Annotated in this window: 18 protein-coding genes; 4 read left to right on the top strand and 14 right to left on the bottom strand. The window is 72.1% G+C overall.

The features are described 5' to 3' along the window. The first annotated feature begins 16 nt into the window (after positions 1–16). From tal to pgl, 4 genes are read left to right on the top strand one after another with little or no spacing between them, the layout of a single operon-like run. Positions 17–1,135: a transaldolase gene (tal, locus tag AC07D6_RS21990; RefSeq protein ID WP_315876425.1), complete on the top strand. Its 1,119-nt coding sequence runs from the start codon at positions 17–19 to the stop codon at positions 1,133–1,135. A 4-nt stretch (positions 1,136–1,139) separates the two neighbouring features. Then, complete coding sequence (gene zwf, locus AC07D6_RS21995; protein WP_315876427.1) at positions 1,140–2,663, top strand: glucose-6-phosphate dehydrogenase; 1,524 nt, start codon at positions 1,140–1,142, stop codon at positions 2,661–2,663. Next, on the top strand, positions 2,660–3,769 hold the full coding sequence (gene opcA, locus AC07D6_RS22000) for a glucose-6-phosphate dehydrogenase assembly protein OpcA (RefSeq protein WP_315876428.1): 1,110 nt from the start codon (positions 2,660–2,662) through the stop codon (positions 3,767–3,769). Before zwf ends, opcA begins: the two co-directional genes overlap by 4 nt. Continuing rightward, positions 3,766–4,548: a 6-phosphogluconolactonase gene (gene pgl, locus AC07D6_RS22005; protein WP_479046772.1), complete on the top strand. Its 783-nt coding sequence runs from the start codon at positions 3,766–3,768 to the stop codon at positions 4,546–4,548. The genes opcA and pgl overlap by 4 nt, the downstream gene beginning before the upstream one ends. Before the next feature lie 75 nt (positions 4,549–4,623). Here the strand turns inward: pgl and AC07D6_RS22010 are convergent, their stop codons facing one another. The 14 genes from AC07D6_RS22010 to AC07D6_RS22075 all read right to left on the bottom strand — a co-directional run bounded on the left by AC07D6_RS22010 (position 4,624) and on the right by AC07D6_RS22075 (position 19,255). Further along, positions 4,624–5,472 carry a poly-gamma-glutamate hydrolase family protein gene (locus AC07D6_RS22010; RefSeq protein WP_479046774.1) on the bottom strand — a complete coding sequence of 283 codons (849 nt, stop codon included), beginning with the start codon at positions 5,470–5,472 and terminating at the stop codon, positions 4,624–4,626. Between the two features lie 56 nt (positions 5,473–5,528). After that, entirely contained in the window at positions 5,529–7,049 is a 1,521-nt protein-coding gene (locus AC07D6_RS22015; RefSeq protein WP_479046776.1) for a PH domain-containing protein, read from the bottom strand. Beyond that, complete coding sequence (locus tag AC07D6_RS22020) at positions 7,046–7,528, bottom strand: PH domain-containing protein (protein WP_315876432.1); 483 nt, start codon at positions 7,526–7,528, stop codon at positions 7,046–7,048. The genes AC07D6_RS22015 and AC07D6_RS22020 overlap by 4 nt, the downstream gene beginning before the upstream one ends. A 22-nt stretch (positions 7,529–7,550) precedes the next feature. Then, on the bottom strand, positions 7,551–9,206 hold the full coding sequence (gene pgi / locus AC07D6_RS22025) for a glucose-6-phosphate isomerase (protein ID WP_479046947.1): 1,656 nt from the start codon (positions 9,204–9,206) through the stop codon (positions 7,551–7,553). A gap of 186 nt (positions 9,207–9,392) precedes the next feature. After that, positions 9,393–9,728, bottom strand: coding sequence for an RNA polymerase-binding protein RbpA (locus tag AC07D6_RS22030; RefSeq protein WP_003957010.1), 336 nt, complete (start codon positions 9,726–9,728; stop codon positions 9,393–9,395). Positions 9,729–9,851: 123 nt separating this feature from the next. After that, on the bottom strand, positions 9,852–10,082 hold the full coding sequence (secG, locus tag AC07D6_RS22035; protein ID WP_189537488.1) for a preprotein translocase subunit SecG: 231 nt from the start codon (positions 10,080–10,082) through the stop codon (positions 9,852–9,854). 119 nt (positions 10,083–10,201) lie between these two features. Continuing rightward, positions 10,202–10,978, bottom strand: coding sequence for a triose-phosphate isomerase (gene tpiA, locus AC07D6_RS22040; protein ID WP_315876440.1), 777 nt, complete (start codon positions 10,976–10,978; stop codon positions 10,202–10,204). A 5-nt stretch (positions 10,979–10,983) separates the two neighbouring features. After that, complete coding sequence (locus AC07D6_RS22045) at positions 10,984–12,195, bottom strand: phosphoglycerate kinase (protein WP_315876441.1); 1,212 nt, start codon at positions 12,193–12,195, stop codon at positions 10,984–10,986. A gap of 113 nt (positions 12,196–12,308) precedes the next feature. Continuing rightward, positions 12,309–13,313, bottom strand: a complete 1,005-nt coding sequence (gene gap, locus AC07D6_RS22050; RefSeq protein WP_315876442.1) for a type I glyceraldehyde-3-phosphate dehydrogenase — start codon at positions 13,311–13,313, stop codon at positions 12,309–12,311. Positions 13,314–13,549: 236 nt separating this feature from the next. Then, complete coding sequence (whiA, locus tag AC07D6_RS22055; protein ID WP_010472975.1) at positions 13,550–14,539, bottom strand: DNA-binding protein WhiA; 990 nt, start codon at positions 14,537–14,539, stop codon at positions 13,550–13,552. Next, positions 14,530–15,552, bottom strand: coding sequence for a gluconeogenesis factor YvcK family protein (locus tag AC07D6_RS22060; RefSeq protein WP_315876443.1), 1,023 nt, complete (start codon positions 15,550–15,552; stop codon positions 14,530–14,532). Before AC07D6_RS22060 ends, whiA begins: the two co-directional genes overlap by 10 nt. Next, positions 15,552–16,523: an RNase adapter RapZ gene (rapZ, locus tag AC07D6_RS22065; protein WP_315876444.1), complete on the bottom strand. Its 972-nt coding sequence runs from the start codon at positions 16,521–16,523 to the stop codon at positions 15,552–15,554. Before rapZ ends, AC07D6_RS22060 begins: the two co-directional genes overlap by 1 nt. Beyond that, positions 16,498–18,549 (bottom strand): excinuclease ABC subunit UvrC, encoded by a 2,052-nt coding sequence (gene uvrC / locus AC07D6_RS22070; protein WP_479046784.1) that lies wholly within the window; start codon positions 18,547–18,549, stop codon positions 16,498–16,500. Before uvrC ends, rapZ begins: the two co-directional genes overlap by 26 nt. A 277-nt stretch (positions 18,550–18,826) precedes the next feature. Next, positions 18,827–19,255 carry a Rieske (2Fe-2S) protein gene (locus AC07D6_RS22075; protein WP_479046786.1) on the bottom strand — a complete coding sequence of 143 codons (429 nt, stop codon included), beginning with the start codon at positions 19,253–19,255 and terminating at the stop codon, positions 18,827–18,829. Positions 19,256–19,377: the final 122 nt, after the last annotated feature.

The following is a 19,377-nucleotide window of genomic DNA, read 5'->3' on the forward strand; positions in this document are numbered from 1 at the left end:
AGGAGATGCAATCCTCATGACAGACGCACTCAAGCGCCTCTCCGACGAAGGCGTCGCGATCTGGCTCGACGACCTGTCCCGCAAGCGGATCACCTCCGGCAACCTGGCGGAGCTGATCGACGAGCAGCACGTGGTGGGTGTCACCACCAACCCGTCGATCTTCCAGAAGGCGATCTCCGAGGGCCACGGCTACGACGGCCAGCTGGCCGACCTCGCGGCCCGCCGGGTGACCGTCGAAGAGGCCATCCGCATGATCACGACGGCGGACGTCCGGGACGCCGCCGACATCCTCCGCCCCGTCTTCGACGCGACGCAGGGCCAGGACGGCCGGGTGTCGATCGAGGTGGACCCGCGACTCGCGCACGACACGCGGGCGACGGTCGCCGAGGCGAAGCAGCTGGCGTGGCTGGTCGACCGGCCGAACACGCTCATCAAGATCCCCGCCACCGAGGCGGGCCTCCCGGCGATCACGGAGACCATCGGCCTGGGCATCAGCGTCAACGTCACGCTGATCTTCTCGCTGGAGCGCTACCGCGCCGTCATGGACGCGTACCTCTCCGGCCTGGAGAAGGCCAAGGAGCGCGGCCTGGACCTGTCGAAGATCCACTCGGTGGCGTCGTTCTTCGTGTCCCGGGTGGACACCGAGATCGACAAGCGGCTGGACGGCCTCGGCACGCCCGAGGCGAAGGCGCTGCGCGGCAAGGCCGCCCTGGCCAACGCGCGCCTCGCCTACCAGGCGTACGAGGAGGTGTTCGGCTCCGAGCGCTGGGCGGCGCTGGACCGGGCGCAGGCCAACAAGCAGCGTCCGCTGTGGGCGTCGACGGGGGTGAAGGACCCGGCCTACAAGGACACGCTGTACGTGGACGAGCTGGTCGCCCCGGGCACGGTGAACACGATGCCCGAGGCGACGCTGGAGGCCACCGCCGCGCGCGGCGAGATCCGCGGCAACACCATCGCCGGTACGTACGAGCAGGCCCGTGCGGACCTGGACGCGCTCGCGAAGCTGGGCATCGGCTACGACGAGGTGGTCCAGCTTCTGGAGGACGAGGGCGTCCAGAAGTTCGAGGCGTCCTGGAGCGACCTACTGGCGTCGACCGAGGCGGAGCTCAAGCGCCTCGCCCCTTCGGAGGCATAGGACCTTGCACAGCAGCAATCCGCTGCGTGACGCCGCGGACCGACGGCTCCCGCGCATCGCGGGGCCGTCGGGCCTGGTCATCTTCGGCGTCACGGGCGATTTGTCACGTAAAAAGCTGATGCCCGCCGTCTACGATCTGGCGAACCGGGGGCTGCTGCCGCCGGGCTTCGCGCTGATCGGCTTCGCCCGCCGCGAGTGGCAGGACGAGGACTTCGCGCAGGTCGTCCACGACGCCGTGAAGCAGCACGCGCGCACCCCCTTCCGCGAGGAGGTGTGGCAGCAGCTCATCCAGGGCATGCGGTTCGTCCAGGGCGACTTCGACGACGACACGGCGTTCGAGCAGCTCAAGGCCACCATGGACGAGCTGGACAAGGCGCAGGGCACCGGCGGCAACTTCGCCTTCTACCTCTCCGTGCCGCCCAAGTTCTTCCCGGTGGTGGTCCAGCAGCTGAAGCACCACGGGCTGGCCTCGCAGCGGGAGGGGTGCTGGCGGCGCGCGGTCATCGAGAAGCCGTTCGGGCACGACCTGGCCTCGGCCCAGGAGCTGAACGCGATCGTCCACGAGGTGTTCACCCCGGACCAGGTGTTCCGGATCGACCACTACCTGGGCAAGGAGACCGTCCAGAACATCCTGGCGCTGCGGTTCGCCAACACCCTCTTCGAGCCGATCTGGAACCGGTCGTACGTCGACCACGTGCAGATCACCATGGCCGAGGACATCGGCATCGGCGGCCGGGCCGGCTACTACGACGGCATCGGCGCCGCCCGCGACGTGATCCAGAACCACCTGCTCCAGCTGCTCGCGCTGACCGCGATGGAGGAGCCCGCCTCCTTCGGCGCGGACGCGCTCGCCGCCGAGAAGACCAAGGTGCTGGGGGCCGTGCGGCTCCCCAAGGACCTGGGCGCCTCGACGGTGCGCGGCCAGTACGCGGCCGGGTGGCAGGGCGGCGAGAAGGCCGTCGGCTACCTGGAGGAGGAGGGCATCGACCCCGCTTCCAAGACCGACACGTACGCCGCGATCAAGCTGGAGATCGACAACCGCCGCTGGGCGGGCGTCCCCTTCTACCTGCGGACCGGCAAGCGCCTGGGCCGCCGGGTGACGGAGATCGCGGTCGTCTTCCAGCGGGCCCCGCACTCCCCGTTCGACCACACGGCGACGGAGGAGCTGGGCCACAACGCGCTGGTGATCCGCGTCCAGCCGGACGAGGGCGTGACCATGCGGTTCGGCTCGAAGGTGCCGGGCACCTCGATGGAGGTGCGGGACGTCTCGATGGACTTCGCGTACGGCGAGTCGTTCACCGAGTCCAGCCCGGAGGCGTACGAGCGGCTGATCCTCGACGTCCTCCTCGGCGACGCCAACCTCTTCCCGCGCGTGGAGGAGGTCGAGCTGTCGTGGCGGATCCTCGACCCGATCGAGGACTACTGGGACAAGCACGGCAGGCCCGCGCAGTACCGGGCGGGCACGTGGGGTCCGGTCGAGGCGGACGAAATGCTCGCACGAGACGGACGGAGCTGGCGCCGGCCATGAAGATCGACCTTACGGACACCACCTCCAGCAAGATCAACAAGGCGCTGGTCCAGGGGCGGCGCGCCATCGGCACCCCCGCCGTCGGCATGGTGCTGACCCTGGTCATCGTCACCGACGAGGAGAACGCGTACGACGCGCTCCGCGCGGCCAACGAGGCCTCCCGCGAGCACCCGTCGCGCAAGCTCGTCGTCATCAAGCGGGTCTCCCGCTCCCCGCGCGACCGGGCGAAGGCACGGCTGGACGCGGAGGTCCGGGTCGGCGCCGACGCGGGTACCGGTGAAACGGTCATCCTGCGGCTGCACGGCGAGGTCATCGACCACGCCCAGTCGGTCGTGCTGCCGCTGCTGCTGCCCGACGCGCCCGTCGTGGTGTGGTGGCCGGTCAACGCACCGACCAACCCCGCCAAGGACCCGCTGGGCGCCCTCGCCCAGCGGCGGGTGACCGACACGTACAACGCCGAGGACCCGGTCCGCGAGCTGGTGGAGCGCGCCGAGGCGTACACGCCGGGCGACACGGACCTGTCCTGGACGCGCATCACGCCGTGGCGTTCGATGCTGGCCGCCGCGCTGGACCAGGTCGCCTGCCAGGTGGTCTCCGCCGAGGTGGAGGGCGAGGAGTTCAACCCGAGCGTCGAGCTGCTGGCCATGTGGCTGGCGGACCGGCTCGGGATCGCGGTGCGCCGTACGACCTCCGCGGGACCCGGTCTCACCGCCGTGCGGCTGGAGACCGACTGCGGACCGATCGTGCTGGACCGGCCGGACGGGTCGCTCGCCACGCTGTGCGTGCAGGGGCAGCCGGACCGGGCGGTCGCGCTCAAGCGGCGCGACACGGCCGAGCTGATCGCGGAGGAGTTGCGGCGGCTGGATCCGGACGACACGTACGCGTCGGCGCTGCGGTACGGGGTCGAGCGGCTGGGTGAGACGGCGAACGGCTCGGCCGGGGCTCCGGCTCCCTCCTCGGCCCAGGATTCCCCGGCTCAGGCGCCGTCGGACGCGGCTTCGTCGGACGCGGGTGACGCCGCCGGCGGTGCCGGTACGGCCGCTCCCGCGCCGGCGGGCAAGGCCGGTACGAAGAAGGCCCCGGCGAAGAAGGCGGCCGCCAAGTGAGCACCCCCCAGCTGGTCGTCCACCGCGACAAGGAGCTGATGGCGCAGGCCGCCGCCGCCCGGCTCATCACCCGGATCGTCGACGCGCAGGCCGCCCGCGGCTCCGCGTCGGTGGTCCTCACCGGTGGCCGCAACGGCAACGGCCTGCTCGCCGCGCTGCGCTCGGCTCCCGCGCGGGACGCGATCGACTGGTCGCGGCTCGACCTGTGGTGGGGCGACGAGCGGTTCCTGCCGGAGGGCGACCCCGATCGGAACGACACGCAGGCGCGGGCCGCGCTCCTCGACGACGTGCCGCTGGACCCGGCGCGGGTGCATCCGATGCCCGCGGCGGGCGGCGCGTACGGCGCGGACGCGGACGCCGCCGCCGCCGCGTACGCGGAGGAGCTCGCCGCCGCGGCCCGCCCGGAGGACCTCGGCCCGGTCCCCCGGTTCGACGTGCTCATGCTGGGCGTCGGCCCGGACACCCACGTCGCGTCGCTGTTCCCGGAGCACCCGGCGGTGCGGGAGACCGAGCGGACGGTGGTGGGCGTGCACGGCGCGCCGAAGCCGCCGCCCACCCGGATCTCCCTCACCCTCCCGGCGATCCGCTCGGCGCGCGAGGTGTGGCTGCTGGCGGCGGGTGAGGACAAGGCGCAGGCCGCGGCCGTCGCCCTGTCCGGCGCCGGTGAGGTGCAGGCCCCGGCGGCGGGCGCGTACGGGCGGAAGCGGACGCTGTGGCTGCTCGACGCGGCCGCGGCGGCGCGGCTGCCGGGCACGCTCTCCCCGGCGGCACCGGCCTGACCGGCCGTCGTCCGGCACGGGCACAGGCCCGGCTCGCGGAAGGTGCGCGGGCCGGGCCTGTGTCGTTCCCGCAGGTCAGAGGATGACCTGGTCGGGGTCCTGGTGCAGCCGGGCGATGGCGGTGCGGCAGGCGCGGACGAAGTCCCAGTACACGGCCGTGGTGCTGCCGGCGCGTCCGGCGCGGGTGTTCACGGAGAACATCGCGGCGCGCAGCTCGGTGGTGAGCTCCAGTTGGCCGCCCTTGCCGAGCATGGTGCGGTTGCAGGGGTTGTCGGGGTTGATTCCGGCGAGGTCGCGGACCTCGGGGTCGTTGCCGTCCTTCCAGGCGATGCCCACCTCGTCGAACTCGGCCTTCAGGAGGGTCTTGAACCGCTCGTTGAGCCCGCCGACGACCACGGCTCGCGGGTCGGCGGTGTGCGCCTGGGCGGCCGTGCAGCCGTGCAGGCTCAGCACGTTGAGGCTGGAGCGGACCATCGAGAGGCAGACGTGGTCGTCGTTGTTCTTGGCGGTGACGTGGAGATCGCGGTTGCCGGAGCTGCGCAGCCCCTCGAACATCCAGTAGTCGTGGACGTCGAGGCCGTCGTCGACGGGCTGGAGGGTGGCCGGGTGGTAGCCGGCTATGCCGAAGCACAGCTCGGACGTGCCCGTCTCGATGCCGCCGCCGTGCATGGCGAGGACGGTGGTGCGGTTGTAGGGGTGTCTCTCCGCGTAGTCGTGGTCGAGGAACCCGTGCCGCTTGTAGCGGCGTGCGAACTCGGCTCCCTCCTGGCCGGCCAGCTTCGTGTAGAGGTCGGTGTTGGAGGTGTAGAGGTCGAACTCGTCGGTGGCGTGGGCCGGGGTCGCGGTCACGGCGCCCAGCAGCGGCCCGGTGACGGCGGCGGTGGCGAGCGCGGTGAGGACGGTGCGTCGGCTGGTGTGGGTCATCCGTTCATGATCACCGCTGACGGCCGGAGACGGCCGCTCCGTCCTTGTGCCGTGCGTCACTCCGCCGGTTCGAGGAACGGCTCCAGGAGTCCGGGGACGGCGGCGGCGGCGAAGCGCAGGCCCTCGCTCTCGTCGGCGTCGTACACGTCGTAGGCGCCGACGCCGGCCGCCGTGGTCGCGGTGAGCGTGAGCAGCCCGGCGCGCCGCTGGGCGTACGACTGCTTGAGCGTCCATCCGATGACGCCGCCGCGCTGGAGGGCGACGGTCGACCGGCGCACCGTCCCGGAACGCGCCACCAGGTAGCCGCCGGCCGTGCCGTGCCCCAGGGCCCGGTACGCGTCGAGGGCGAGGGCCGTGGCGCACACCACCAGCACCAGGGCGGTCGCCCCGGCGGCGTACAGCAGGGCGCGGACGTCCAGTGCGGCGCCGAGCACGGCGAGCGGCAGGGCGGGTGCCAGCGCGGCGCCCACCGCCCAGCGCAACCGCCGCGCGCGGGCCGCCCGGGGATGCGGGGTGAGCGGCGCGGCCGTGGGCGGTACGGGCTCGCGCAGGACACGGGCGGCGACCCCGTCGGCGACGGCGCGGGGCACGGCGGGCAGCAGCGACTTGTGGGTGTCGTGCTTGTCGTCGGCGCCCTGCGACAGGCCCGTGGCGACGGCGTCTATCCGCGCGGCCCCGAACAGCCGGACGCCGAGCGGCTCGACGAGCTCGACGCCGCGCAGCCGCCGCTCCTCGATGGTCAGGGAGCGGGCGGTGAGCAGACCGCGCCGCACCCGCAGCGTGCCGCCGGGCTCGCGCTCCAGCCGGAAGTTCCACCACATCTCGACCCACAGGGCGAGCGCGCCGACGACTCCCGCGCACAGCGCGACCGCGGTGAGCGTGACGACGATCCACACGACCGGCGTCTCCCGGAAGAGGCCGCCTATCCGGTCGATGACCTCGCCCTGCGCCCCGAACCACTCGCTGACCTGCATCACACCGCCGACCGCCGCGCCGCCGAGGAGCGGCGCGACGAAGGACACCGGCGCGTACCGGATCCAGGACGGGTCCAGGGCGGCCAGCTCTCCGTCGTGACGGGCCGTCGCCTCCGGGCCGGGGGCGCGGCGCAGCAGTTCCCGCCGCAGCCGTTCGCCCTCGGCGCGGCTCACGGCGTGCAGCTCCAGCGTGGACTCGCCGCCACCGGTGCTCTCCCCCGTCCCGATGCGCACCTTCACCAGGCCGAGGAGGCGCAGCGGCAGGGGGGCCGTCAGGTCGACGGTGCGGATGCGCTCGCGGGGCAGGGAGCGGCGCCGCTCCAGGACGAACAGCCGCGCGTGCAGCTCGACCCGCTCGTCCCCGACGCGGTAGCGGGTCCGGCGGCACCGGACGGTCTCGATCGCCGCGCCGCCGACGACCAGCAGCAGGAACCCGGCGGCCACCAGGAGCAGCGCGCCTCCCGCGCCCATCGGGCCGGACAGGGCGAGGAACGCCGGCACGGCGCCGCCGGCCGCGACCCCGGCCCCGGCGGCACCGGTGACCAGCGCCGTGCGCCGGTCGGGGCGCCGCCAGTCCCCACCGCCGCCGGGGGCCGCGCTCATGTCGCGTCCCCCGGCGTGTCGCGGGTGATCAGCGTCAGCCGCTCGGCGAGGTCGGCGGCCAGCCGGTGGTCGAGCCCCGCGAGGGTGACCGCGCCCTTGGCGGACGCCGTGGTGACCGTGACCGTGGCCAGCCGGAACGCCTGTTCCAGGGGTCCGCGGACGGTGTCCACGGTCTGGATGCGGGACATGGGGGCGATCCGCCACTCCTGCCAGAAGAAGCCGGTGCGGACGTAGACCGCCTCGTCCGTCACCTCCCACCGGTGGACCCGGAACCACCAGCGGGGGAAGAACGCGGTGCACACGAGCCCGGCTGCGGCCACCGCCCCCGCGGCGGCGAGCAGCCAGGTCCGGGCGGGTTCCAGGAGCCCGCCCAGCACGGCCAGGACGACCGTCGGCACGGCCGTCGCCAGCAGCCACTGCGTGCGCCACCAGGCGACCGCACGCTCGTCCAGCGTGTTCCGCGGCGGCCGCAGCCGCACCGCGCCCTCCCCCCGCACCGCGTCACCCCGCCCGCAACGCCCGGTAGGCGGCGGCCAGGGCCGCCGTGGAGCCGTCGAGGCCCTCGCCGCCGACGCCCTGGGTCAGCACCGGCTCGATCCGCTTGGCGAGGACCTTGCCCAGCTCGACGCCCCACTGGTCGAAGGAGTCGATGTTCCAGACCGCGCCCTGGACGAAGACCTTGTGCTCGTACAGGGCGATGAGCTGGCCCAGCACGGACGGGGTCAGCTCGTCGGCGAGGATCGTGGTCGTCGGGTGGTTGCCGCGGAACGTCTTGTGCGGCACGAGCTCCTCGGGGACCCCCTCCGCCCGCACCTCGTCGGAGGTCTTGCCGAAGGCCAGCGCCTGCGTCTGGGCGAAGAAGTTGGCCATCAGCAGGTCGTGCTGGGCGGCGAGGCGGGGCGGCAGGTCGTCGACGGGCTTGGCGAAGCCGATGAAGTCGGCCGGGATCGTCTTCGTGCCCTGGTGGATCAGCTGGAAGTAGGCGTGCTGGCCGTTCGTGCCGGGCGTGCCCCAGACGACCGGGCCGGTCTGCCAGTCGACCTCTCGGCCGTCGCGGTCCACGGACTTGCCGTTCGACTCCATGTCGAGCTGCTGGAGGTACGCCGTGAACTTGGACAGGTAGTGCGAGTACGGCAGCACCGCGTGGGACTGGGCGTCGAAGAACGCGCCGTACCAGACACCGAGGAGGCCCAGCAGCAGCGGGGCGTTCTCCTCCGGCGGCGCCGTGCGGAAGTGGTCGTCCATCAGCCGGAAGCCGTCGAGCATCTCGCGGAACCGGTCCGGACCGATGGCGATCATCAGGGAGAGGCCGATGGCGGAGTCGTACGAGTAGCGGCCGCCGACCCAGTCCCAGAACTCGAACATGTTCGCCGTGTCGATGCCGAAGTCCTGGACCTTCTCGGCATTGGTCGACAGGGCCACGAAGTGCCGGGCGACGGCCTCCTGGCCCGCCTTCAGCTCGTCGAGCAGCCACGCGCGGGCGGAGGTCGCGTTGGTGATGGTCTCGATGGTGGTGAACGTCTTGGACGCGATGATGAAGAGGGTCTCCTCCGCGTCCAGGTCGCGGATCGCCTCGTGCAGGTCGGCGCCGTCGACGTTGGAGACGAAACGGAACGTCAGGTCCCGGCGCGTGTAGGACCGCAGCGCCTCGTAGGCCATCGCCGGGCCCAGGTCGGAACCGCCGATGCCGATGTTGACGATGTTCCTGATGGGCTTTCCGGTGTGGCCGGTCCACGCACCGGAGCGGACGCGCTCGGAGAAGTCGGCCATCCGGTCCAGGACGGCGTGCACGCCCGGCACCACGTTCTCCCCGTCGACCTCGATCACGGCGTCGCGCGGGGCGCGCAGCGCGGTGTGGAGGACGGCGCGGTTCTCCGTGGTGTTGATCTTCTCGCCGCGGAACATGGCGTCCCTCAGCTCCGCGACCCCGGTGGCCTCGGCCAGCCGGCGCAGCAGCGTCAGGGTCTCCTCCGTGACGAGCTGCTTGGAGTAGTCGAGATACAGGTCACCGACCCGCAGGGTGTAGTCGGTGCCGCGCGTCGGCTCGGCGGCGAACAGCTCGCGCAGATGCGTCGTGCCGAACCGCTCGCGGTGCTCCGCCAGGGCGGCCCACTCCGGCATCCGGGTCAGCCTCGGGCGGCTGCTTTCTGCGTTCATGTTGGACATCGGCCCACTTCTTCTCGTACCTGCCTGCTTGCCCCGCTGCCCCTCCAACCTAATTGATCTGACCCCCTCCCACCGACTTGTCCACAGGTCGGAGTCGTCCACGGGTACGAAAAGGGCCCTGCTCGCGGAAACCGGTGGGGTTTCGCGGGCAGGGCCCGTGTCGCGGGGTGCCAGGATTCAGATCTCGCCGCGCAGTTTGGCCAGCGCCTCGGCCAGGATCGCCTCGCCGTCCGCGTCGCTGCGCCGCTCCCTGACGTACGCCAGGTGCGTCTTGTAGGGCTCGGTGCGCGGCGGGTCCGGCGGGTTGTCCCGGTCCTGACCTGCCGGGAAGCCGCACCGGGGGCAGTCCCAAGTGTCCGGGACCTGTGCGTCGCTGGCGAAGCTCGGCTGTGTCTCGTGCCCGTTGGAGCACCAGAAGGAAATGCGGAGCCGGGGTGCGGACTCGCCGCGCTCGGCCTCCCCCATCGGCCCCGCCCCGACCCGGCTTCCCCGGATCGCGTTGCCACTTGCCACGGTCGTCACTCCCTGCGTGATGGTGCTCGAGGATGCCCCAGTCTACGTAAGGCCCAACGCGCGTCCAGTGACGGGAGTTACCCCGTTCTCAGGGCGCGGGACGTGGGACGCGGGACGGCGCGGTCAGCCCTCCAGCTTGATGAGCAGGCCCACGACGACGATGCAGGCGACCCAGAGCAGGCCGACGACGACGGTGATGCGGTCGAGGTTGCGCTCGGCGACCGAGGAACCACCCACGGAGGACTGCATACCGCCACCGAACATGTCGGAGAGACCGCCGCCCTTCCCCTTGTGCATCAGCACCAGCAGCATCAGCAGCAGGCTGAACACGATCAGGGCGATCGAGAACCCCATAATCACGGCTGGACCCTACTTCCTGGCAATTCTCTCGGACTGGATGGACGACGGGGGCCCAGGCTCACTGAAAGCCCCGGGCCCCCGCAAGGGTACGACGATTCGGCCCTACCGCATACTCACTGGTCGCGGAAGCGGACGATCTTGACGAACTCCTCGGGGTCCAGCGAGGCACCGCCGACCAGGGCGCCGTCGACATCGGGCTGCGCCATGATCGCGGCGATGTTGCCGGCCTTCACGGAGCCGCCGTACTGGATGCGGACCTTGTCGGCCAGGTCCTGCGAGTACAGCTCGGCGAGGCGGCCGCGGATGGCGCCGCACACCTCCTGCGCGTCCTCGGGGGTGGCGACCTCGCCGGTGCCGATGGCCCACACCGGCTCGTAGGCGATGACGATGGTCTCGGCCTGCTCGGCGGGGATGCTCTTGAGCCCGCCGTCGAGCTGGGCGAGGGTGTAGTCGACCTGGTCGCCGGCCTTGCGGACGTCGAGCCCCTCGCCGACGCAGAGGATCGGGGTCAGGCCGTGCTTGAACGCGGCCTTCACCTTCTCGTTGCAGAGGGTGTCGGTCTCGCCGTGGTACTGGCGGCGCTCGGAGTGGCCCACGGCGACGTAGGCGCACTTCAGCTTGGCGAGCATGGCACCGGAGATCTCACCGGTGTACGCCCCGGAGTCGTGCGCCGACAGGTCCTGGGCGCCGTACTTGATCTTCAGCTTGTCGCCGTCGACCAGGGTCTGCACGGAGCGCAGGTCGGTGAAGGGCGTCAGGACGGCGACCTCGACGGCCTCGTAGTCCTTGTCGGTGAGGGCGAAGGCGAGCTTCTGGACGTGGGCGATGGCCTCGAGGTGGTTGAGGTTCATCTTCCAGTTGCCCGCCATCAGCGGGGTGCGGGTGGTCACGGTGTTCAGTCCTCCAGTGCGGCGAGGCCGGGAAGCGTCTTGCCCTCGAGGTATTCGAGGCTGGCGCCGCCGCCGGTCGAGATGTGGCCGAATGCGTTCTCGTCGAAGCCCAGGGTTCGGACGGCGGCGGCGGAGTCACCGCCGCCGACGACGGTGAACGCCGGGGAGTCGACGAGCGCCTGGGCGACGGCCTTGGTGCCCTGGGCGTAGTCGGGGTGCTCGAAGACGCCCATCGGGCCGTTCCAGAAGACGGTGGCGGCGTCGGCGAGCTTCGAGGCGTACAGCTCGCGGGTCTTCGGGCCGATGTCGAGGCCCTCCTGGTCGGCGGGGATGGCGTCCGCGGCGACCGTGGTGGGGTTGGCGGGAGCCTTCGTCTTCAGGTCCGGGAACTCGGTGGAGACCAGGACGTCGACGGGGAGGACGAACTCCACGCCGCGCTTCTCGGCGCGGTCCAGGTAGTCCAGGACGGCCGGGATCTGGTCCTCCTGGAGCAGCGAGATGCCGACCTCGTGGCCCTTGGCCTTGAGGAAGGTGTACGCCATGCCGCCGCCGATCAGGATGCGGTCGGCCTTCTCCAGCAGGTGGTCGATGACGCCCAGCTTGTCGGAGACCTTCGCGCCGCCGAGGACGACCACGTACGGCCGCCGGACGTCGTCGGTGAGCTTCTTCAGGACGCCGACTTCGGTCGCGATGAGGTGGCCGGCGTAGGAGGGCAGCAGCTTCGGCAGGTCGAACACCGAGGCGTGCCTGCGGTGCACGGCGCCGAAGCCGTCGCCCACGTACACGTCGGCGAGGGCGGCGAGGCGGGCGGCGAACTCGGCGCGGGCGGCGTCGTCCTTGGAGGTCTCGCCCGGGTTGAAGCGGAGGTTCTCGATGACCGCGACCTGGCCGGCCTGGAGGCCGCCCACCGCGTCGTGGGCCTCGCTGCCGATCGTGTCACCGGCGAACGCGACGGGCGCGCCGAGCAGCTCGGCGAGGCGGGCGGCGGCGGGGCGGAGCGAGAAGGCCGGGTCCGGAGCGCCCTTGGGGCGGCCGAGGTGGGAGGCCACGACGACCTTGGCACCGGCCTCGGTGAGGGCCTTGATCGTGGGCAGGACCGCGCGGATCCGGCCGTCGTCGGTGATGGCGGTGCCGTCGAGCGGCACGTTGAGGTCGGCGCGGACGAAGACCCGCTTGCCGTCGACCCCCTGCTCGAGAAGTGTGTCGATCGTCTTCATCGGTTGGTGCTCCTTGGAGAACTCGTGGCCGGGGCAAGCCACAGGGCCCGTACAGCGCGGCGTTGCGCTGCCCGGACCCTGTGCTCACATCGAGGTGCCCGCCCTGCTGTTTATCAGAGCTGGCCGCCGACGAAGACGGTCAGGTCGACGAGGCGGTTCGAGTAGCCCCACTCGTTGTCGTACCAACCGACGACCTTGACCTGCTTGCCCTGCACCATCGTCAGCAACGAGTCGAAGGTGCAGGAGGCCGGCCAGTTGACGATGTCGGAGGAGACGATCGGGTCCTCGGTGTACTCGAGGATGCCCTTCAGCTGGCCCTCGGCGGCCTTCTGGAAGGCGGTGTTGATCTCGTCCTTGGTGACCTCGCGGTCGAGCTCCAGGACGAGGTCGGTGACCGAGCCGGTCGGGACCGGGACGCGCATGGCGATGCCGTCCAGCTTGCCCTTGAGCTGCGGGAGGACGAGCGCGGTGGCCTTGGCGGCGCCGGTGGACGTCGGGATGATGTTCTCCGCGGCGGCCCGGGCGCGGCGCAGGTCCTTGTGCGGGAAGTCCAGGATGCGCTGGTCGTTGGTGTACGCGTGGACCGTGGTCATCATGCCCTTGACGATGCCGAAGTTCTCGTCGAGGACCTTGGCCATCGGGGCCACGCAGTTGGTGGTGCAGGAGGCGTTGGAGATGACGTGGTGGTTGGCCGCGTCGTACTTGTCCTGGTTGACGCCCATGACGATGGTGATGTCCTCGTCGCTGGCCGGAGCCGAGATGAGGACCTTCTTGGCGCCGCCGGCGATGTGCTTCTCGGCGTCGGCCTTCTTGGTGAAGATGCCGGTCGACTCGATGACGATGTCGACGCCCAGCTCGCCCCAGGGGATGTCGGCCGGGTTGCGCTCGGAGAGGACCTTGATGGTGTGGCCGTCGACGGTGATCGTGTCGGCGGTGTGGGACACCTCGGCCTTGAGGCGGCCCAGGATCGTGTCGTACTTCAGCAGGTGAGCGGTGGTCGCGGTGTCACCCAGGTCGTTGACAGCCACGATCTCGATGTCTGCACCCTGCTCCAGCAGCGCGCGGAAGTAGTTACGACCGATGCGGCCGAAGCCGTTGATGCCTACGCGGATCGTCACGAACCGATCTCCTCGTTAGGTACGCCGGGGTTCGACGCCCGGCGAGCTTTGTTTGGGATGTCCCCGACCGCCTCCGACCCTACCTCTCCCGGGCCTCCGGAGTGACATCGAGCGCACCGGGACGACCGGATCGTGGGAACCTACCGCCGGGTAGTCAAACGTGCGGTACATCCGCCCATATGTGCATACGACAACCCCCGCCGTACGCGTACGGCGGGGGTTGCGGGAGGGCGGGGTCAGCCGACGAGGCCGTCGGCCATCTCCTCCGTCAGGTTCGACTCCGTGCCCGGGATGCCCAGGTCCTGGGCGCGCTTGTCGGCCATGGCGAGGAGGCGGCGGATGCGGCCCGCGACGGCGTCCTTGGTGAGCGGCGGGTCGGCGAGGGCGCCCAACTCCTCCAGCGACGCCTGCTTGTGCTCCATGCGCAGCCGCCCGGCCGCCGCGAGGTGCTCCGGCACGTCCTCGCCGAGGATCTCCAGGGCGCGCTGGACCCGGGCGCCGGCGGCCACGGCGGCGCGGGCCGAGCGGCGCAGGTTGGCGTCGTCGAAGTTGGCGAGCCGGTTGGCCGTGGCGCGGACCTCGCGGCGCATCCGCCGCTCCTCCCAGGCCAGTACGGACTCGTGGGCGCCGAGCCGGGTCAGCAGGGCGCCGATCGCGTCGCCGTCGCGGACGACGACCCGGTCCACGCCCCGCACCTCGCGGGCCTTGGCGGCGATGGAGAGCCGGCGGGCGGCGCCGACCAGGGCGAGCGCGGCCTCCGGGCCGGGGCAGGTGACCTCCAGGGAGGAGGACCGGCCGGGCTCGGTGAGCGAGCCGTGCGCCAGGAAGGCACCGCGCCAGGCGGCCTCGGCGTCACAGGTCGCGCCGGAGACGACCTGCGGGGGCAGGCCCCGGATCGGTCTGCCCCGGCCGTCGACGAGGCCCGTCTGGCGGGCCAGCTGGTCGCCGCCCGCCACCACGCGCACCACGAAGCGGGAGCCGCGCCGCAGCCCGCCCGGGGCCATGACGATCAGCTCCGAACCGTGCCCGAAGATCTCCGCGATGTCCCGCTTCAGGCGGCGCGCCGCCATCGCCGTGTCCAGCTCCGCCTCGATCACGATCCGGCCGCTCACCAGGTGCAGGCCGCCGGCGAACCGCAGGATCGACGAGACCTCGGCCTTTCTGCAGCAGGTGCGGGTGACGGGGAGCCGGGAGATCTCGTCCTTCACCGCTGCCGTCATCGCCATGGGCCGATCCTTCCATGCATCCGAAAAATACGGTCGTACGCGGCGGCCAGCAGCTCCGGGTCGTGCTTGGGCAGGCCGTCCTTCCTGGCCACCGGGGCCAGCTCGACCGCTGCGCCGAGCCGCTTCGCGGCGTCCGCCAGCGACTCGCGGTCGGGCACGGCGGCCTCGTCGGCCAGCACCACGTCCAGGGCGAGTTTAGGGGCGTGTCGGGCCAAAACCTCCAAATGACGCTGCGGAGAGAACCCGGCGGTTTCACCGGGTTGCGGCGCGAGGTTCAACGACAGGACCCTGCGGGCCTTCGTCTCCACGAGCGCGTCCAGCAGCTCCGGCACCAGGAGGTGCGGGATCACCGAGGAGAACCACGAGCCCGGTCCGAGGACCACCCAGTCGGCGTCCAGGACCGCGGCGACGGCCTCCGGGACGGCCGGCGGGTCGTGGGGCACCAGGTGCACCGACTGGACCTCGCCGGGCGTGAGCGCCACGGTCGCCTGGCCGCGCACGGTGTCCACGTCGTCCGGCCGGGCCGGGTCGTGGCCCTTGACGAGGGCCTGGAGCTCCAGCGGCACGGCGGACATGGGCAGCACCCTGCCCTGCGCGCCGAGCAGCCTGCCGACCAGGTCCAGCGCCTGCACGTGGTCGCCGAGCTGTTCCCACAGGGCGACGATCAGCAGGTTGCCGACGGCGTGCTCGTGCAGGTCGCCCTTGGACTGGAAGCGGTGCTGGATGACCCGCGCCCAGGTCTGGCCCCACTCGTCGTCGCCGCACAGGGCGGCGAGGGCCTTGCGCAGGTCCCCGGGGGGCAGGACGCCCAGCTCCTCGCGGAGCCGGCCGCTGGACCCGCCGTCGTCGGCGACGGTGACCACCGCGGTCAGGTCGCCGGTGATCCGGCGCAGGGCGGCGAGGGACGCGGACAGGCCCATGCCCCCGCCGAGCGCGACGACCTTCGGCTGAGCGCCGCGTCTGCGCAGCGTGCGAGCGGACAGGGTGCTCGCGCGCCGCCGGTACGGGCGCATCACTCGCGCCCCATGTCCCGGTGCACGACGACGGTCTCGACCCCTTCCGAGGCGAGCCGGGCGGCGAGCTTCTCGGACATGGCGACGGAGCGGTGCTTGCCACCCGTACAGCCGACGGCGACGGTGACGTACCGCTTGCCCTCGCGGCGGTACCCGGCGGCGATCAGCTGGAGCAGCTCCGTGTACCGGTCGAGGAACTCCTTGGCGCCCGGCTGGTTGAAGACGTAACCGGACACCTCCTCGTTGAGCCCGGTGAAGGGGCGCAGCTCGGGCACCCAGTGCGGGTTGGGCAGGAAGCGGCAGTCGACGACGAGGTCGGCGTCGACGGGCAGGCCGTACTTGTAGCCGAACGACATGACCGTGGCCCGCAGCTCGGGCTCCTCGTCGCCGGCGAACTGGGCGTCCATCTTGGCGCGCAGCTCGTGCACGTTGAGGCTGGAGGTGTCGATCACCAGGTCGGCGTCGCCGCGCAGCTCGCGCAGCAGGTCGCGCTCGGCGGCGATGCCGTCGACGATGCGGCCGTCACCCTGGAGCGGGTGGGGGCGGCGCACGGACTCGAAGCGGCGCACGAGCGCGTCGTCGGACGACTCCAGGAAGACGATGCGGCGCGTCACCTGCTTGGCGTCGAGGTCGGCGAGGGACTCGCGGAGGTTGTCGAAGAACTGGCGGCCGCGGACGTCGACGACGACGGCGATGCGGGCGACGTTGCCCTGCGAGCGGGCACCGAGCTCGACCATGGTCGGGATCAGGGCGGGCGGCAGGTTGTCCACGACGAACCAGCCGAGGTCCTCCAGGCACTTCGCGGCCGTGCTGCGCCCGGCGCCGGACATGCCGGAGATGATCACCAGCTCGGGGATGGCCGCCTCGGCGGCCTCGCCGGCCTCGATCGTCGTGCCCGTACTCACGTCTGCTGCTCCGTCTTCTCGGTCGTCCTGCGCGGTGTGGTCATTCATGCCCGGATGCCCGTCCATGTGCGATTCCCCCGTCGTCGTCTTCAATGATCTCTCCTGTCGCCGTGTTCACGGCGGGAGCGGCCGGGGCCGCCTGGGCGAGGGCGACGGCGACGGCTTCGGCGGTCTTGCGCCCGAAGCCGGGCACCTCGCAGATCTGCTCGATTGTCGCCTGCCGGAGCCGTTTCACCGAACCGAAATGCTTGACCAACGCCCGTTTGCGCGCGTCACCGAGGCCCGGGACGTCGTCCAGGGGGCTGGTGCGCAGCCGTTTGCCGCGCTTGCCGCGCTGGTAGCGGATGGCGAAGTCGTGGGCCGTGTCGCGGATCCGCTGGAGGAGGTACAGGCCCTCGCTGGTGCGGGGCAGGACCACCGGGTCGTCCTCGTCGGGCAGCCAGACCTCTTCGAGCCGCTTGGCCAGCCCGCACACGGCGACGTCGTCGACGCCCAGCTCGTCGAGGGCCCGGCGGGCGGCGGCGACCTGCGGCTTCCCGCCGTCGACGACGACGAGCTGGGGCGGGTAGGCGAACTTCCTCGGCCGGCCGTTCTCCTCGGCGGAGGCGGGGTCCGCGGCGTCGGCGGGGACCTCGCCGCCCTCGGCGAGCCACTCCCCCGTCCGCTCCTTCTCCGCGAGGTAGCGGCGGAAGCGGCGGCTGACCACCTCGTGCATGGAGCGGACGTCGTCCTGCCCCTGGCCGTGCCAGACCTGCGTGTCCCCGACGCGGCCCTTGATCTCGAAGCGGCGGTACTCGCTCTTGCGGGGCAGCCCGTCCTCGAAGACGACCATGGAGGCGACGACGTCCTCGCCGTGGAGGTGGGAGATGTCGAAGCACTCGATGCGCAGCGGGGCCGCGTCCAGGCCGAGGGCGTCGGCGATCTCCTCCAGGGCGCGGGAGCGGGTGGTGAGGTCGCTGGCGCGCTTGGTCCTGTGGAGGACGAGGGCCTGCCGGGCGTTGCGCCCGACGGTCTCCATCAGGTCCTTCTTGTCGCCGCGCCGCGGGACGCGCAGGGACACCTGGGAACCGCGGCGGTCGCTCAGCCACTGCGTGACCGCCTCGGGGTCCTCGGGCAGGGCGGGGACCAGGACCTCCTTCGGCACCGCGTCGCCGCTCTCCTCGCCGTACAGCTGCTGGAGGGCGTGCTCCACGAGGCCGGCCGTGTCGACGGCCTCGACCTTGTCGGTGACCCAGCCGCGCTGGCCGCGGACCCGGCCCCCGCGGACGTGGAAGATCTGGACGGCGGCCTCCAGCTCGTCCTCCGCGACCGCGATCAGGTCGGCGTCGGTGGCGTCGGCGAGGACGACGGCGTTCTTCTCCATGGCCCGGCGCAGGGCCTCGATGTCGTCGCGGAGGCGGGCGGCCCGCTCGTACTCCATCTCCTCGGCGGCCGCCGTCATCTCCTTCTCCAGGCGGCGGATGTACGTGCCCGTCCGGCCGGCCATGAAGTCGCAGAATTCCTGGGCCAGTTCGCGGTGCTCCTCGGGGTCGATCCGGCCGACGCAGGGCGCCGAGCACTTGCCGATGTAGCCGAGGAGGCAGGGGCGGCCCGTGCGGTTCGCGTTCCGGAACACTCCGGACGTGCAGGTGCGGACGGGGAAGACGCGCAGGAGCAGGTCGACGGTCTCGCGGATGGCCCACGCGTGCGCGTACGGCCCGAAGTAGCGCACGCCCTTCTGCTTGTGGCCGCGCATGACCTGGACGCGGGGGAACTCGTCGCCGAGGGTGACGGCGAGGTAGGGGTAGCTCTTGTCGTCGCGGTACTTGACGTTGAAGCGGGGGTCGAACTCCTTGATCCAGGAGTACTCCAGCTGGAGCGCCTCCACCTCCGTGGAGACCACCGTCCACTCCACGGACGCGGCCGTGGTGACCATGGTCCGCGTGCGCGGGTGCAGGCCCGCCAGGTCCTGGAAGTAGTTGGCGAGGCGCTGGCGCAGGGACTTGGCCTTGCCGACGTAGATCACGCGGCCGTGCTCGTCACGGAACTTGTAGACCCCCGGCGAGTCGGGGATCTGTCCCGGTTCGGGGCGGTAGGTGGAGGGGTCTGCCATGCCTCACACCCTACTGGCGCACACCGACAGACCAGCCGGGTCGTCCGGGGCCGGGCCGGGGGGCGGACCGGTGCGGTCGGCCGGTCCGGCGGCCGGCGGGAGCGGGGCGGGAGCAGCCCGGGTGGACGGCCGGGCGCGGACGCGGGAGCAGCCCCGGCAGGCGGTCGGCCGGCCCGGCGGCCGGCAGGGGCGGGGCGGGCGGTCGGGAGCGGGCCGGGCGGGCGCGGGAGCGGCCTCGGCGGGCGGTCGGGGCCGCCGGGGCCCGGCGGCGGGGCGGTCAGTCCTGCGGGCCGGCGATGAGCTTGCCGTCCCTGACCGTGACGGGCACCTCGGGCAGCGGGACGGTCGCGGGGCCCCTGAGGACCTTGCCGGTGGTGACGTCGAAGCGGCTGCCGTGGCAGGGGCAGTTGCCCTCGTTCTCCTCGATCTTGTCGAGGACACAGCCCGCGTGGGTGCACTGGGCGCTGAACGCCTTGTACTCGCCCCGGGCGGGGCAGTGCACGAGGAGGCGCTGTTCGCGGTAGAGCCGGGCGCCGCCGACGGGCACCTCGGCGGCCGTGCCGAGGTCGACGGGCGCGGTCGGGGTCGGCGTCCGGGCGTGGCCCAGCTTGGATTCGGTGGAGCAGGCGGCGGCCCCCAGTCCCGCGGCACCGGCGAGGGCGGCGCCTTTCAGCACGGTTCGGCGGGTGGCGGGCTGGCCGGACATGGGCGCTCCAGGGCGTGCGGGAACAGGGGACGCGTCGGTACGACGGGTACGGACCCGACGATACCGACGCAGATCACCGCCCCCGGGTCCGGGTCCCGCCCCGGGGCCGGGGCGGGCGGACC

The sequence above is a fragment of the Streptomyces sp. NPDC045287 genome (assembly GCF_056432325.1).